General features: G+C 71.4%; 13 protein-coding genes. 12 read left to right on the top strand and 1 reads right to left on the bottom strand.

Annotated elements, in window-relative coordinates; all coding sequences use genetic code 11:
* The first annotated feature begins 46 nt into the window (after positions 1–46).
* The 9 genes from ABH923_RS18030 (at position 47) to ABH923_RS18070 (ending at position 12,490) form a co-directional block, all read left to right on the top strand.
* Entirely contained in the window at positions 47–1,696 is a 1,650-nt protein-coding gene (locus ABH923_RS18030; RefSeq protein WP_370056771.1) for an ABC transporter substrate-binding protein, read from the top strand.
* Positions 1,683–2,651 carry an ABC transporter permease gene (locus ABH923_RS18035; RefSeq protein WP_370056772.1) on the top strand — a complete coding sequence of 323 codons (969 nt, stop codon included), beginning with the start codon at positions 1,683–1,685 and terminating at the stop codon, positions 2,649–2,651. The genes ABH923_RS18030 and ABH923_RS18035 overlap by 14 nt, the downstream gene beginning before the upstream one ends.
* Positions 2,648–3,514 (top strand): ABC transporter permease, encoded by an 867-nt coding sequence (locus ABH923_RS18040; RefSeq protein WP_345836568.1) that lies wholly within the window; start codon positions 2,648–2,650, stop codon positions 3,512–3,514. The genes ABH923_RS18035 and ABH923_RS18040 overlap by 4 nt, the downstream gene beginning before the upstream one ends.
* A complete protein-coding gene (locus ABH923_RS18045; RefSeq protein ID WP_370056773.1) occupies positions 3,511–5,133 on the top strand; it encodes a dipeptide ABC transporter ATP-binding protein in 1,623 nt (540 codons plus the stop codon). The genes ABH923_RS18040 and ABH923_RS18045 overlap by 4 nt, the downstream gene beginning before the upstream one ends.
* A gap of 44 nt (positions 5,134–5,177) precedes the next feature.
* A complete protein-coding gene (locus ABH923_RS18050) occupies positions 5,178–6,599 on the top strand; it encodes an NAD(P)/FAD-dependent oxidoreductase (RefSeq protein WP_370056774.1) in 1,422 nt (473 codons plus the stop codon).
* A 97-nt stretch (positions 6,600–6,696) separates the two neighbouring features.
* Positions 6,697–8,064, top strand: a complete 1,368-nt coding sequence (locus ABH923_RS18055) for an NAD-dependent succinate-semialdehyde dehydrogenase (protein ID WP_370056775.1) — start codon at positions 6,697–6,699, stop codon at positions 8,062–8,064.
* A gap of 116 nt (positions 8,065–8,180) precedes the next feature.
* Positions 8,181–10,094: an esterase/lipase family protein gene (locus ABH923_RS18060; protein WP_370056776.1), complete on the top strand. Its 1,914-nt coding sequence runs from the start codon at positions 8,181–8,183 to the stop codon at positions 10,092–10,094.
* A 91-nt stretch (positions 10,095–10,185) separates the two neighbouring features.
* Positions 10,186–11,445, top strand: coding sequence for a hypothetical protein (locus ABH923_RS18065; protein ID WP_370056777.1), 1,260 nt, complete (start codon positions 10,186–10,188; stop codon positions 11,443–11,445).
* On the top strand, positions 11,366–12,490 hold the full coding sequence (locus ABH923_RS18070; RefSeq protein WP_370056778.1) for an FG-GAP repeat domain-containing protein: 1,125 nt from the start codon (positions 11,366–11,368) through the stop codon (positions 12,488–12,490). The genes ABH923_RS18065 and ABH923_RS18070 overlap by 80 nt, the downstream gene beginning before the upstream one ends.
* A 67-nt stretch (positions 12,491–12,557) precedes the next feature.
* On the opposite strand, the gene ABH923_RS18075 is transcribed toward ABH923_RS18070, so the two are convergent.
* Positions 12,558–13,418 (bottom strand): hypothetical protein, encoded by an 861-nt coding sequence (locus ABH923_RS18075; protein ID WP_370056779.1) that lies wholly within the window; start codon positions 13,416–13,418, stop codon positions 12,558–12,560.
* Positions 13,419–13,618: 200 nt separating this feature from the next.
* Here ABH923_RS18075 and ABH923_RS18080 point away from each other — a divergent pair, with 200 nt between their 5' ends.
* The 3 genes from ABH923_RS18080 to ABH923_RS18090 are packed head-to-tail and all read left to right on the top strand — an operon-like array spanning position 13,619 to position 15,571.
* Complete coding sequence (locus tag ABH923_RS18080) at positions 13,619–13,819, top strand: hypothetical protein (RefSeq protein WP_185278082.1); 201 nt, start codon at positions 13,619–13,621, stop codon at positions 13,817–13,819.
* A gap of 37 nt (positions 13,820–13,856) precedes the next feature.
* Complete coding sequence (locus ABH923_RS18085) at positions 13,857–14,990, top strand: hypothetical protein (RefSeq protein ID WP_370056780.1); 1,134 nt, start codon at positions 13,857–13,859, stop codon at positions 14,988–14,990.
* Complete coding sequence (locus tag ABH923_RS18090; protein WP_370056781.1) at positions 14,990–15,571, top strand: YdeI family protein; 582 nt, start codon at positions 14,990–14,992, stop codon at positions 15,569–15,571. The genes ABH923_RS18085 and ABH923_RS18090 overlap by 1 nt, the downstream gene beginning before the upstream one ends.
* Positions 15,572–15,621: the final 50 nt, after the last annotated feature.

Consider the following 15,621-nt stretch of genomic DNA (forward strand, 5'->3'; position numbering starts at 1 on the left):
CCACCCCCGACAGCCCACCCGCCCCCACTGCACAGGAGGATCCGCAATGCCTCGACACCGCACCCGACGCCGTCTCGTCCTCGCGACCGCCGCCGTCCTCGTCACCGGGCTCGCGCTCGCCGCGTGCTCGCCCGCCGGCTCCGGCGCCTCCTCGTCCGGCGCCCACCCGTCCTATCGGCTCACCGCCCAGACTCCCGCGCCCTCCGGCGACATCGGATCGTTCACCTGGGTCTCGTATGCGGAGCCGTACTCCCTCGACTACGCGTACGCGTTCGACTACTCGGACAACCAGGTGCTGTCCAACGTCTGCGAGTCGATGCTGCGCCTCAACCCGGACTACACGATCTCTCCCGGGCTTGCCGAGTCGTACTCCAACCCGACCCCGACCACCTGGGTCTACGAGATGCGGCCCGGCGTCACCTTCCACGACGGCACCCCGATGACCGCCGCGGACGCCGTCGCGTCGATGCGCCGCCATCTCGACCCCGCGGTCGGCTCGTCCTGGTTCTCCGTCTATCAGAACGTCGCCTCCATCGACCAGACCGGGCCCATGGAGGTCACGGTCACTCTGACCAAGCCGGACTCGCAGTTCAACCTCGGCATCAGCGGCGCCGCCGGCGTCGTGGAGTCCGCCGCCACGCTCGCAGCGAAGGGCAAGAACTACGGCAACTCGACCGGACTGGTCAACTGCACCGGGCCGTTCGAGCTCACCTCGTGGAAGTCGGGCGAGTCGGTGACGCTGACCCGGTACGACAAGTACTGGGACCCGAAGCTGAAGGCCAAGGCCGGCACGGTCACCATCCTGTTCATGACCGACCCGAACGCGCGGGTGAACGCGCTCACGTCCGGCCAGGTCGACGGCGGCTGGATGGTGCCGACCGAGGCCATCCAGAAGCTGAACGCGACCAGCGAGGGGAAGCTCTACTTCGGCCTCAACACCGCGGTGGGAAGCCTGATCGTCGGCAACTTGAAGGGCGTGCTCGGCGATCTGAACGTCCGCAAGGCGCTGCTGATGGCGATGGACCGCCAGGGCATCGTCGACGCCGCGGTGAAGGGCTACGGCTCGGTCACCAACGCGCTCACCACCGAGTCGGTGTGGGGGGAGGCCTCCGACGCGACGAAGAAGGCGGCCTTCTCCGGCCTCGCCCCCTACAAGTACGACGTCGCCGCGGCGAAGAAGCTGGTCGAGAATGCCGGAGCGACCGGCAAGACGATCACCATCCGCACCGCGCCGATGGGAGCCGACTTCAGCGTCGTCGCGCAGGCCACGGCCGCGGCGGCCGAGTCGATTGGCCTGAAGGCGAAGATCCAGACGATGACGCCCGACTCGTACACCACGCTGTTCTCCGACCCGACCGCGCGCCAGGGCGTCGACCTGTTCTACACCTCCTGGTACCTCTCCACGCCCGACCCGCTGGAGATGTACGGCGTGCTGCGCACCGGTCAGTTCAGCAACTACGGCAACTGGTCCGACCCGGGCTTCGACGCTCTGGTCGACCAGGCGGTGGGCACCGCCGACCCGAAGGCGCGCGCCGAGACATCGGCCGAGCTGCAGAAGATCGCCAACCAGCAGCTCCCGTGGCTGCCGCTCTTCCAGGGCCCGATGACGGTGTTCGTCGGCAAGAAGATCACCGGGGTGGCGCCGTCCGTCGCGTTCCTCTACTACCCGTGGGCGGCCACGATTGGCGCCCGGTAAGGCGGCGGCGCGGCGGGTCGCGGGCAAGCTCGGCTCGCTCCTGCTGACGCTGTTCCTCGCCTCGCTCCTGGTCTTCTTCTCCCGCTTCCTGGTCCCGGGCAACCCGGTGGGCTTCCTCCTCCGGGGACGCAAGCCGTCCCCGGAGGCCGTGGCCCAGGTCACCGCCGAGTTCGGCCTGAACCTGCCGCCCTGGCAGCAGTACCTGAACTGGGTCGGCGGGATGCTGCACGGCGACTTCGGTCGCTCGCTGCAGTACCGCCAGTCGGTCGCCACGGTGATCGGCGACCGGCTGCCGGTGACCCTCGGGCTCGTCGTCATGGCCGGCCTGATGATCACCGTCGTCGGTCTCGTCGCCGGCACGGTCGCAGCCCTCAACCGGGGACGGATCGCCGACCGGGCGACCCTGACCCTGCTGACCGTGCTGGGCGCCATCCCGTCGTTCGTGGGCTCCATCGTGCTGATCGCGGTCTTCGCCGTGCAGCTCGGCTGGTTCCCCGCGTTCGGCTCCGGCACCGGCCTCCTCGACATGGCCTACCACCTGGTGCTCCCGTCGATCGCACTGGCGATCGTCTTCGTTGTCCTGATCGGAAAGGTGACGCGCATGTCGATGGTCGAGCAGCTCGGCCGCGAGCACGTGGAGGTCGCCACCAGTCGCGGCCTGAAGCGCGCGACGGTCGTGCGGCGGCACGTCTTCCGCAACGCGATCGGGCCGATCGTGACGGTGAGCGGCATGCTGGTCGCCGGCCTCCTGGTGGCCACCTCCATCGTGGAGTCGGCGTTCGGCATCTCCGGCATGGGCTCCCTTCTCGTGCAGTCGGTCGACCGGCTGGACTTCCCCGTCGTGCAGGCGATCGTGCTGTTCGTGGTGACCGCGTTCATCGTGGTCAACGCGATCGTGGACCTCCTGGAGCCGGTCATCGACCCGCGTGCGGCGGCGGGGGAGGCCGGACGATGAGCGCCCCGACTCCGACGCTCGCGCTGAAGGTGATGCGCTCGACCGTGCGCCGGCCGGCACGCCTCGGCTTCACGGTCGCCCTCGTCGTGCTCGCGGTGATCGCGCTCGCGGCGGTCTTCGCCCCGTTCATCGCGCCCTACGACCCCGACCACGTCGACTTCTCCGCCGTGTACGCGAATCCGAGTCCGGCGCACTGGCTCGGCGCCGACGCACTCGGCCGCGACACGCTCAGCCGGATGATCTTCGGCGCGCGCACGGCGCTGCTCGGCCCCCTGCTGGTCGTCATCGCGTCCACGCTGCTCGGCATCGTGCTCGGACTGGTCGCCGGCTGGCGTGGAGGCTGGCTCGACGCCACGCTCGCCCGCGTCTTCGACGTGCTGTTCGCGTTCCCGTCACTGCTCATCGCGATCATGGCGGTTGCGCTGTTCGGCAAGGGGCTGGTGGCCCCGGTGATCGCGATGAGCATCGCGTACTCGCCGTTCGTGGCGCGGCTGACGCGCCAGCTCGTCGCGACCGAGCGGTCCCGCCCCTACGTCTCGGCGTACCGGGTGCAGGGGTTCGCCGGCTCGTGGATCGCGGTGCGTCGGGTGCTGCCCAACGTCGCGCCGACCGTCGGCGCGCAGTCCACGCTGAACTTCGGCTACGTGCTCGCCGAGCTCGCCGGCCTGTCGTTCCTCGGTCTGGGCGTCCAGGCGCCGACGGCCGACTGGGGCGCGATGATCAACGAGGCCCAGGCCGGGGTCGCCGGCGGGTACTTCCTGCCCGCGATCGTGCCCGCCGTCGCCGTGGTGATCGTCGTGGTCGCCGTGAACGTGATCGGCGAGGAGCTCTCGGACCGGATCGGTGGAAGGAACCTCCCATGACCCTGCTCGAGATCTCCGGGCTGACCCTCGACCTCCCTTCGCCGGCGAAGGGCGCGAAAGGCAAGCGCCTGCTGGACGGCATCGACCTCGCGGTGGCCGACGGCGAGACCGTCGGGCTGGTGGGGGAGTCCGGCTCCGGCAAGTCCGTCACGTCGCGCACGGTGCTCGGCCTCCTGCCCGATCGGGCGGAGACGACCGGCGCCGTGCGGCTGGACGGCACGGACGTGCTGACCGCGAGCCGCGCCGGGCTGCGGAGACTGCGTCTCACGACCGCCGCGATGGTGTTCCAGGACCCGCGCGCCGGGATCAACCCGATGCGCACGATCGGCGACCACCTCACGGAAGCCCTGCGGCTCGGCGAGGGGCGTCCGGCGGCGGAGGCCCGTGCCCGTGCCGTCGAGCTGCTGGAGGCGGTGCACCTGCCGCATCCCGAGCAGCACCTGCGGCAGTACCCGCACGAGTTCTCCGGCGGGATGCTCCAGCGCGTGATGATCGCGGGCGCGCTGGCCGGGTCGCCGAAGCTGCTGGTCTGCGACGAGCCGACCACCGCGCTCGACGTGACGACGCAGGCGCAGATCCTCGACGTGCTCGCCGAGCAGCGCGACCGGCGCGCGATGGGGATGCTGTTCATCACCCACGATCTGACCCTCGCCGCGGCCTTCTGCGACCGTGTCTATGTGATGCGCGAGGGGAAGGTCGTCGAGCAGGGCCAGGCGGCCCGCGTGCTCCGTCAGCCGGTGAACCCGTACACGCAGCGCCTGGTCGCGGCGACGCCGACCATCGAGGTCACCGGGGACGAGCCGCGCGAACGCACCGCAGCCGGCGCGCCTCCTGTGCTGGACGTGCGCGACCTCGCCAAGACCTACCAGGTGCGCGGCCGGGGGCCGGTCCGCGCGGTCGCCGGCGCCACCATCGCGATCCCGTCCGGCGAGGCGCTCGGCGTCGTGGGGGAGTCCGGGTCCGGCAAGTCGACGCTGGCCCGCATGATCGTCGGCCTCGAGCAGCCGGACGCCGGGACGGTCGAGATCGACGGCGTCGCCCAGGCCGGGCGGCCGCGCACGCGCACCGACCGGCTGCGGCACGCGCGACGCGTGCAGATGGTGTTCCAGGACCCGTACCTCTCGCTCGACCCGCGGATGACCGCCGGCCGGGCCGTGGAGGAGGCGCTGCGCCTCCACCACCCGGGCCTGAGCGCCGCGGGCGCCCGCTCGCAGGTGCTCGAACTGCTCGGCCAGGTCGGGCTGGTGGAGGCGCACGCGCAGGCCCTACCGCGCACGCTCTCCGGCGGCCAGCGGCAGCGGGTCGCCATCGCCCGCGCGCTCGCGATCGAGCCGGCGCTGCTCGTCATGGACGAGGCGACCAGCGCGCTCGACGTCTCAGTGCAGGCACAGGTGCTCGAACTGGTCGCCGACCTCCGGCGCGAACGCGGGCTGACGGTGCTGTTCATCAGCCACAACCTCGGCGTCGTGCGCACGGTCTGCGAGCGGACGGTGGTGATGCGCTCGGGCGAGATCGTCGAGAGCGGCGCGACCGTCGACCTGCTCTCGGACCCGCAGCATCCGTACACCCGCCTGCTGCTCGACTCGGTGCCGCGGGCGGAAGCCGACCCGGTCGCCTGAGCGGCCCCCGCACCCTCCCGACTCCCTCTCACGACAGGACTCCCATGCCCCACACGACCGTCTTCGAACGGCACGCCCCCTCCGACTCCGCCATCGCGCACCTCCTGGAGGGCAGCGAGCACGGCTCGTTCTGGATCGCGGACGCGCCGAGCGCCCGCCGCCCCGCCGTCGAGGAGCCGCTGCGCGCCGACCTCGCAGTGGTGGGCGGCGGCTACCTCGGGCTCTGGGCCGCGCTGCTCGCCAAGCAGGAGCACCCCGGGCGGCGGGTGGTGCTGCTGGAGGCCGAGCGGATCGGCTGGGCGGCCTCCGGGCGCAACGGCGGGTTCTGCGAGGCCAGCCTCACGCACGGCGAGGTCAACGGCCGCGGCCGGTTCCCGAAGGAGTTCGACCGCCTCCAGCAGCTCGGCCGCGAGAACCTCGACGCCATCGAGCGGACGCTCGCCGAGTTGCGCGTCGACGCCGACTTCGAGCGCACCGGGCTGCTGAACGTCGCGGTCGAGCCGCACCAGGTCGCCTGGGCCGAGGAGGCCGCGGCCGACGGCGATGGGGAGTTCCTGGACGCCGAGGCCGTGCGCGACGAAGTGGACTCGCCGACCTACCTCGCCGGAGTCTGGAACCGCCGCGACGCCGCGCTCGTGCATCCCGCCAAGCTGGCCCGCGGCCTCGCCGACGCCTGCGAGGCGCTCGGCGTCGAGCTCTACGGGGGCTCGCCGGTCGGCGCCGTGGAGACGGACGGCTCCGGCCCGGTGCGCCTGCCGGTGAACGGCACGGTCGTGACGGCCGACCGCGTCGTGCTGGCGACCAACGTGTTCCGGTCGCTGCTGAAGCGCAACCGGCTGATGACCGTCCCCGTCTACGACTACGTGCTGATGACCGAGCCGCTCAGCGATGCCCAGCTGGCCGACATCGGCTGGACCAACCGGCAGGGCCTCAGCGACATGGCCAACCAGTTCCACTACTACCGGCTCTCCCGCGACAACCGGCTGCTGTTCGGCGGCTACGACGCCGTCTACCACTACGGCCGCCGGGTGGAGCCGGGCTACGAGGAGCGCCGGGCGACCTTCGAGCGGCTGGCGGGCCACCTGCTGACCACCTTCCCGCAACTGGAGGGCATCCGGGCGACGCACCGCTGGGCCGGCGCGATCGACACGTGCAGCCGGTTCTGCGCGTTCTACGGCACGGCGCGGAAGGGCCGCGTCGCCTACGCCAGCGGGTTCACCGGGCTCGGCGTGGGGAGCACCCGGTTCGCCGCGCGCGTGCTGCTCGACCTCCTGGGCGGGACGCCGACCGAGCTGACCGAGCTGAAGATGGTCAGGAGCAAGCCGAGCCCGTTCCCGCCGGAGCCGCTGGCGAGCACCGGAATCAACCTCAGCCGGTGGGCGCTCAACCGCGCCGACCACAACGAAGGACGCCGCAACGTCCTCCAGAAGACCCTGGATGCGGTGGGGCTCGGCTTCGACTCGTAGCGCGAGCCGACACCGGACCCGTAGTGTCTTCTCGAGGGCTTCTCCGCCCCGATCACCCCAGGGCCACGACCCCGTCACTGTAGGAATAAGGAGCAACATGAGCTACGCCGTGACCAATCCCGCCACGGGCGAGACGGTCAAGACCTTCGACACGATCACCGACGCCGGCCTCCAGGCCGCGATCGCGTCGGCCGAGAACGCGTACCGCACCTGGTCGAAGACGACCACGGTCCAGGAGCGCGCGGCCCTGGTGCGCCGCGTCGGTGAGCTGCACGTCGAGCGCCGCCAGGAGCTGGCCGACATCATCGTGCGCGAGATGGGCAAGCCGGTGGAGCAGGCGCTCGGCGAGGTCGACTTCGCCGGGGCGATCTACGAGTACTACGCCGACCACGCGTCGGAGTTCCTGAAGGACGAGCCCATCACGCTGCTCGACGGCGCCGGCTCCGCGGTCGTCCGCCGCTCGGCGCTGGGCGTGCTGCTCGGCGTCATGCCGTGGAACTTCCCGTACTACCAGGTCGCCCGCTTCGCCGGCCCGAACCTGATCATCGGCAACACCATCCTGCTCAAGCACGCCGAGCAGTGCCCGGAGTCGGCCGCCGCCATCGAGCGGATGTTCCTGGATGCGGGCTTCCCGGAGGGCGCGTACGTCAACATCTACGCGTCGCACGACCAGATCGAGACGGTCATCGCCGACCCGCGCGTGCAGGGCGTCTCGCTGACCGGCTCGGAGCGCGCGGGCGCCGCCGTCGCCGAGATCGCCGGCCGCAACCTCAAGAAGGTCGTACTGGAGCTGGGCGGGTCCGACCCGTTCATCCTGCTGTCGACCGACGACCTGGACGCGACCGTGCAGAACGCGGTCGACGCCCGCCTCGACAACAGCGGCCAGTCCTGCAACGCGGCCAAGCGCTTCGTGGTCGCTGACGACCTGTACGACTCGTTCCTGGCGAAGTTCACCGCCAAGCTCGCCGAGGTGGAGGCCACCGACCCCACCAGCGAGTCCTCGGCGCTCGGCCCGCTCTCGTCGCTGCGCGCGGCGGAGGGTCTGGACGAGCAGGTGCAGCGCGCCGTCGCCAACGGCGCGACCCTGGTGCGCGGCGGCGGCCGCGACGGCGCGTTCTTCGAGACGACCGTGCTCACCGACGTCACCCCGGAGAACCCGGCCTCCAAGGAGGAGTTCTTCGGACCCGTCGCGCAGGTGTTCCGCGCGAAGGACGAGGCGGACGCCGTGCGCATCGCCAACGACACCCCGTTCGGCCTGGGCTCGTACCTCTACACGACGGACGAGGAGCAGGCCCTCCGGGTCGCCGACCAGATCGAGGCCGGCATGGTCTTCGTCAACGTCGTGCTCGCCGACGGCGCCGAGCTGCCCTTCGGCGGCGTGAAGCGCTCCGGCTCGGGTCGTGAGCTCGGCCGCTTCGGCGCCGACGAGTTCGTGAACAAGAAGCTCATCCGCATCGGCGGCTGACGCTCTCGGACGCGTGAGGCGGCCGGTCGCATTTCGTGCGGCCGGCCGCCTTCGTCGTGCCGGCGGTAGACCGCTCGGTCTTGACACTTCCTCACCATCGGCGGGACCCTTGGCCCGTGCAAGAGCTGCCGATCGTCTACTGCCGCGGGTATGCCGGCCCGACCAGTCAGATCGACTCCACGGTCAACGATCCCTTCTACGGCTTCAACGAGGGCGCCACCCACACCCGGGTCAACGGGGACGGCGACCCGATGTTCTACCAGTTCGAGGGTCCGCTCCTGCGGCTGCTGGGGGAGCGCGCCTACCAGGTGCTCGTGCGCGGCAGCCAGAAGGAGCTGCTCGCGACGGCCGCCGACGGCTCGCTGCCGCAGAAGTCCATCTGGATCCACCGCTTCTACGACGAGGCCGCCACCACCTACGCCGCGCCGACCCCGCGCAGCGGCAACCTGTTCGACCGGGCGATCACCTGGACGGAGGACCTCGTCCGGGAGCACACCAGTGCGCAGGGCTTCGACATCGAGCAGGCGGCGCGCGAGCTGTACGACCTCGTACTGCTGGTCCGCGAGAAGACCGGCGCGTCCAAGGTCTTCCTGGTCGCGCACTCGATGGGCGGCCTGGTCGCGCGCTGCATGATGCAGAAGGTGTGCGAGGAGGACGGACGCATCCCGGCGAAGGAGCTCGTCGCCAAGTTCTGCACCTACGCGACGCCGCACGGCGGGATCGTCTTCACCGGCGGCCTCCTCAACTGGCTGATGGAGACCTTCGGCCCGGCCGGGTCGGACATCTTCTCGCCGCCGAAGATGTACGGCTACCTCACGCCGGGCAAGAAGTTCGGGGACACACCGATCGGGGTGTCGTGGGATCCGCGGATCATCCCGTCGGACGTGTTCGACGTCGACGATGTGTTCTGCATCATCGGCACCGACCAGAACGACTACAACCTGGCCAAGCTCGGCGTCGGTCCGCGCAGCGACGGGCTGGTGCTCATCGAGAACGCCTACGTGAAGGGCGCCCACCGGGCGTTCGTCTACAAATCCCACTCGGGACCGTACGGGGAGGTGAACTCCGAGGAGGGCTACCAGAACCTGTCGCGCTTCCTGTTCGGCCACTGGTCGGTGCAGGTGGAGCTGAGCAAGCTCCCGCCCGCCTCGGTCGTCGCCGCGCAGCCCGACGTCTCCTGGCAGGCCGACCTCCAGCTCGCCATCCGCGGGCTGTCCGTGCTCATCACCGAGCAGAAGGCCGTGCACTACAACCCGGTGCAGCTCAACGCCGAGATCGCGCAGCACGCCCCTGGTGCGCCAGGGGACGACTCGGTGGACGCGCCGATCCCGCTGGTGGGGACGTTCCTGTTCTCGAAGGAGCCGCCCACCGACCTCCCGCCGACGCACGTCACCCCGGGGGTGGGCGACGACCCGACGCCGGCGGTCGTCGTGGACGACGCGCCTGAGCCGCCCGCGCACCAGGGCTGGTGGCATCGTTTCGTCGAATCGTTCGGCGCCGGGAACGACGAGTCGGGCCCCGATGCGGGCTCCCAACCCGTGGACATCGCGCTGGCGAACCCGCTCGATCCGACCCTCCCGGAGGTGTCGGCCTCGGCAGTCGCCGCGGTGGCCCACGAGCTCGCGACGACCGCAGCACAGAGCACGCCCGTCGCGAGCGACTATGCGCGGCTCAGCGAGGACCTCTCCCGCTACGCCCTCACCCTGCGCGTCTACCAGGTCATCACCCGCAACGGCGTCTTCGACTTCTCCAGCAACCTGGAGCAGGTCGGCGACTGGCAGGACGTGCTCATCGTCGACATCGGCCGCGCCGCGGACGGCCGTTTCGGCGCGTGGACGGGCTGGAACAGCGCCGTCCCGGGAGCGATCAACCAGCTCGGGCAGATGGCGGACGAGCTCGTGCTCACGCCCGACCCGCAGGACCGCAACGTCATCCACGCGGTGCTCGACCTCCCGGCCGCCGCCCGCGCCCTGCCGGTCTTCGGTCCGGCGGCGCAGCTCGCGTTCACCATCGTCAACCGGGACGCGTGAGGGCACCACCGCCCCGAAAACATACCGTGCGCCCCGGACTGGGGTGGTCCGAGCCGTCCGATTCGGTCTCGCGGACGCATAGTGTTCATCCGTGACTTCGACCCGACGATGGGTGACCGCGGCCTCCAGTGCCCTCACCGCCTCGCTGATCCTGACCGCCCTGTCCGCCACCGGCGCCGCCTCAGCCGCGCCCGTGCCGGCGACGACCGTTCCGAGCGTGGCCGCGAAGGCCGCACCCGCCTCCGGTCCGCTGACCGTGAATGGGACCGTGCCGCAGGGCTCGCACGCCGTTCCCCTGACGGGCACGCTGCGGGTGACCACCGTCCAGCCCGTCGTCACGAAGACCGGCGCGCCCGTGAAGACCGCGCACACCGGCACGCGCTACGCGGTCGTGACGGGCTCCGGCACGACCATCCCCGTCAGCGGGAAGGTGCCGGCCGGCGCGGCATCGGGCGCGGCCTTCGACGGGACGGTGGCGGTCCCGAGCGGCACGGCCACCGCCGCACCGCTCACGGCGCGCGACGGGAGCGTGAAGCCGCTCCCGATCGCGAAGGCCACGATCACCCCTGCCGTCGCCGCCGGTCCGAACACGCACAGCATCGACATCGTGGTCGTCAACCCCGCGGGCGTCCGTCCGGTCGACCCCACGACCTACTCGACCGCGAATCTGGACACGATCGCGAACACGGTGGGGACGTTCTGGACGAACCAGTCGCACCGCGGGACCGACCCCTCGACCCAGCTCAGCTTCCCGAACACCGCGACGGTGACGACGATCACCTCGCCGCAGGGGTGCGCCCAGGACATCGACACACTCTGGGATCAGGCGGCCGTCGCGCTCGGCTATACCTCCGCTCAGGACTACTGGAACCGGCCGCCGGCCGGAGGCGCCCACCACCTGGTCGTGCTGCTGCCCTCCGACTGCCAGAACGAGTACACGGCCGTCAGCACGATCGGCGACGGCTTCGGCTCCAGCGGCCTCATCGAGGAGACCGTCGGCCTCAGTGTCGACACCCAGCTCCTCGCGAACGGCATCGGCGTCAACGTCGGGATCGGCTCCTCCGATCTCGAGTACTGCGGACTGACCCACGGCCCCAACTGCACCTGGTTCTACGGGGGTGACATGTACGACGTGATGGGGACGGCCGATCCGGAGTACGACCTCCTGGGCGACCTGAACTCGGCCACGCGCGACGCCCTCGGCTGGACGCCGCACACCGAGACCACCTACGCGCTCGCCGCCGGCGAGACCACCCCACACCTGGCACGCCGTGCCGGTCAACGACGTGTCGGCCCAGGGCGACTACGCGCGGGTCGTCGACCCTGCGACCCAGCAGGTCTACTTCGTTGAGGACAGGGCGAACTATGCCCAGACGGCATTCTGGTCGATGGATGGCACGAACGCCTACCCGATCCGGGTCTCCCCGGGTGTCCGGCTGCTCACGGACAACGGGTACGGCGGCTCCGTCGTCGTGACAGAGCCCGACACCGGCGGCGGCCAGTTCAACCAGACGGCAGCGCAGTCCTATTCGAAGGGGCCCCTCCGCAACGTCACGGGGACCATCTCCGTCACCGTCGACACCGACTGGCGCTCGGGCACCCCCGCGACGGTCGACATCACGATCACCGCGCCGCACCCGCGCCTGCACGACTACTCCGGCGACGGGCACCCGGACGTGCTCGCCCGCAACGCCGCCGGCGCGCTGCTGGAGTACCGCGGCAACGGCGCCTCGGGCTGGCTGAACCCTGCCGCTGTCCAGGTCGGTAGCGGCTGGAACGGCATGACGGCGATGGTCGCGCCCGGCGACTTCGACGGTGACGGCCATCCTGACGTGCTCGCGCGGGACAGCTCCGGCACCCTGTGGCTGTACCCGGGCAACGGCTCGGGAGGCTGGGGCGCGCGCCGCGCCGTCGGCAGCGGCTGGAACGCGCTCGTCCGCATCGTCTCGGTCGGCGACTTCAACGGGGACGGGACGGCCGACATCGTCGCGACCGACACCTCCGGCCGGCTCCTGCTCTACCCCGGGAACGGCCACGGCGGCTGGCTGTCGACCAGCGTGATCGGCTCCGGCTGGGCCGGCATGGCCTCCCTCGTCGGCGTCGGCGACTTCAACACGGACGGCAAGGCCGACCTCGTGGCCGAGGACGGCGCCGGCCGGCTCTGGCTGTACCCGCACACCCCGACCGGTTGGCAGCCCACCATCCAGATCGGCAGCGGCTGGGGGATCATGAACCAGCTCCTGGCGGTGGGCGATGTCAACGGCGACGGGACGGACGACATCGTCGCCCGCGACACCTCGGGCAGCCTCTGGCTTTACGGCGGCGACGGGGACACGGGCTTCCTGCCGCCGGTCCGCATCGGCTCCGGCTGGTCCGGAATGAGCTGGCTGGGCTGACGCGAGCCGCCGCCCCTCCCGACTCGAAGGGCACGTAAACGCCCCTGAAACGCCGTTTCAGGGGCGTTTACGTGCCCCTCGGCGGGGTTGCGGGGGCTGGGGCGGCGGCGATGGGGCCGGGGCGGTCCGCGTAGGTGCGGCCGGTGACGACGAGCCGGAGGATCGCGGGCGCGACGTCGTAGCGCTCGGCCAGCTCGGCCAGTTGCGTGCCCTCCGCGTACGCCTCCCGGATGCCGCGGACTTCGTCGTCGCCGAGCCGCCTCCTGTGCGGCTCGGCGATCGGGCCGCCGTGCCCGGCGTGCGAGCTGCCGCGGACGATGAGGCTGACCCGCTGCTGACTGGTGCCGAACCGGCGGGCGATCTCGGTCTGCGACACCCCGGCGCTGTGCAGCCGGCGCATCTGGACGACCTCGTCGTCCTCGCCGGCCGCCTCCGCCACCCCCGTCGTCGCGCCGCGGACGACGGACGCGATCGTCCAGTGCGAGACGCCGAAGCTGTCCGCGATCGCCTGGCGGTCCTCCCCGGCACGGACGCGCTCGCGGATGCGCTCCACCTGCTCGATGGTCAGCGGCCGGGCGCGTGTCGCCGCGGTGCTGGTCAGCGGTCCGCCGACGTCCGCGAACGCGCGGCCGGAGGCGATGTTGGAGACCATCTGGTGCGAGATGCCGTAGCGCTCGGAGACCTCCGCGCGCGGGGCGCCGGCGGCGACGGCCTCCCGGATCGCGACCACCTCCGCGCTCGTCACCTTGCGCGCTTTGCCCGGCATGATCGGGCCGCCGGCCTCCTGGCGCGACCTCCCGGTCACCAGGCTCGACACGGTGTTCTGGCGCACGCCGTACTCGGCCGCGAGCTGCACCTGGCGTGCGCCCGCGGCGTACTTCTCGCGCAGCTCGCGCACCTGCGCGTCGGTGAGCGGGACGGAGGCCATGAGCCGAGAGTATCGGTGCGGGCGGGCGCGGAAAAGGCTCCGCGCATCGCGCCGCTCACTCGAACCGTACCCGTCCCTCCAGCGGACACGCGCCGTCGAAACGGCCCAAAATCGGGATTGAATCGTTCCAGATCGCGATTATGCGCCGCCTCGACGGCTCCTCCGGCGCTACCCTGGCGGCGAGCGGAACGGGAGGCGTCATGAGCGAGAACGGGCGGGGCCGGGTGGTCGTGCAGTCGGCGCAGTGGGGGTTCTTCTTCTTCATCGCCTACATCGGCGCGGCGGTCTACTTCGTGTCGGTCTCCGACGGCTCGTTCTGGGGCGTCGTGCTCGGACTCTTGCAGGCGATCGTCTGGCCCGCGTACGTCGTCTACCACGTACTAGTGCTGTTGCACGTGTGACGGCGCCGGCGTCGGCGGCGGTCGCTAAGGTTGCGGAATGGGGATCGATCCTGCCGCGCTGGTCGCCGGGCCGCGCGGCCGCCGGGTGTGCCTGGACGTCGCGACGCCCCGGCCGACCGGAGTCCTGACCGAGCCGGACCCGATTGTCGACGCCCTCTTCCTGGCGGCGTACGAGCGGGAGGGCGGTGGCACGGTCGTGATCTACTCGACCGCTGACCCCGCGGACATCGGCAGCGACGGTCCGCCCGAGCTGCCTCCCGCCCCGGCACCCGCTGAGATCGCGCGGATGCTCGCCGCGCGGCCGGTCGCGACCCCGCACGCGGGTGAGCTCCTGGACGAGCTCGAGCAGACTGTCACCGCCGCGCGTTACTGGCAGGAGCCGGACGGTCACGATCAGCTCGCGGCCGAGCCGGACCTCGCCGCCGTCTTGCGGGCAGGAGCGGATGCCATCGCGAGCGCGGAGGACGCGCAGTGGTGGGCCGCGCCCCTGCAGCCCGACGACCAGTGGTCGGTCGAGTTCTTCGACGACCGGCCGGACGATGCCCGCCACAACCTCCCCGAGCGTGACGCGCCTGCAGCCGAGACGCTGGCCCACTGGCGTCGGGAGTTCGACGAGGAGGAGGAGAGCCGCCGACGGGACTACCGTCGCGGCGACTCGCCCGAGCATCACGGCGGCTCCTGGTGGTCGGTGCCGCCGCACGGGCTGCCGACGACGACGCGTGGCCTGGCGGACGAAGGCGCGGTCGGCCTGCACCTGGTCGAGGACGGTCTCGGCTGGCGGTACGCACGCCTCACCCGCACGACCGTGCGCGCAGGGGCGCGGGTCTACGAGATCGACGGTCCAGGGAGCTGGGCGGAGCTGTGCGAGCGTTTCCCGCTCGACGCCTCGGCCTCCCGTCGCGGCGACTGGCTGCGCACCACCCGACGCGACGGCCGTTGGCTGATCCCGGACTGGCCGCGGGTGGCGGAGGAGTACGACGGCATCCACATCACCGTCCTCGGCTATCTGAGCACCGCCGGCCGCGCGGTCCCGGTGGTGGACGATTGGGCGACCGTGCTCGCGGGCTGGGACCCCGACGCGACGTACTGGCTGACCGACGACGTCATCCAGCCGACCGGTGAGCGGTCGGACTGGTGGGCCGACGATTTCCGCACCTGGAGGAGACGCTGATGGACGAGACGATGACCGAGTTGATCGTCGCCGACGCCGCCGCGTGGCGCGCGTGGCTCGACGCGAACGAGCACGCCTCGGACGGCGTCTGGCTCGTGCTCGCCAAGAAGGGCACGACCGACCCGACCTCGCTCAGCTACGCGCAGGCGGTGGACGAGGCGCTGTGCAGCGGCTGGATCGACGGACAGAAGCGCAGCCGCGACGCGACGACCTTCGTGGAGCGGTTCACGCCGCGCCGCGCGGCATCGCTGTGGTCGCAGCGCAACATCGGGCTGGTGGAGGCGCTGACCGCCGAGGGCAGGATGCGCGACCGCGGCCACGCCGAGATCGAGCGCGCCAAGGCCGACGGCCGCTGGGAGCGCGCCTACGCGCCGTCGAGCACCGCGGAGATCCCCGAGGACCTCGCAGCCGCATTGGAGGTCTCGGCCGCGGCCGCCGCGACGTTCGCGACGCTCAACGCGGCGAACCGCTACTCCGTCATCCACCGCGTCATCACCGCGCCCAGCGCGACCAGTCGCGGCAACCGGCTCGCCAAGCTGATCGGGATGCTGGAGGCGGGCCAGACGCCGCATCCGCAGTGACGCCGCACCCGCAGTAGCGCTGACACCCGAACCGGGGAGCATCGGTGCGG

The sequence above is a fragment of the Leifsonia sp. EB41 genome, assembly GCF_041262565.1.
Taxonomy (GTDB): Bacteria; Actinomycetota; Actinomycetes; order Actinomycetales; family Microbacteriaceae; genus Leifsonia.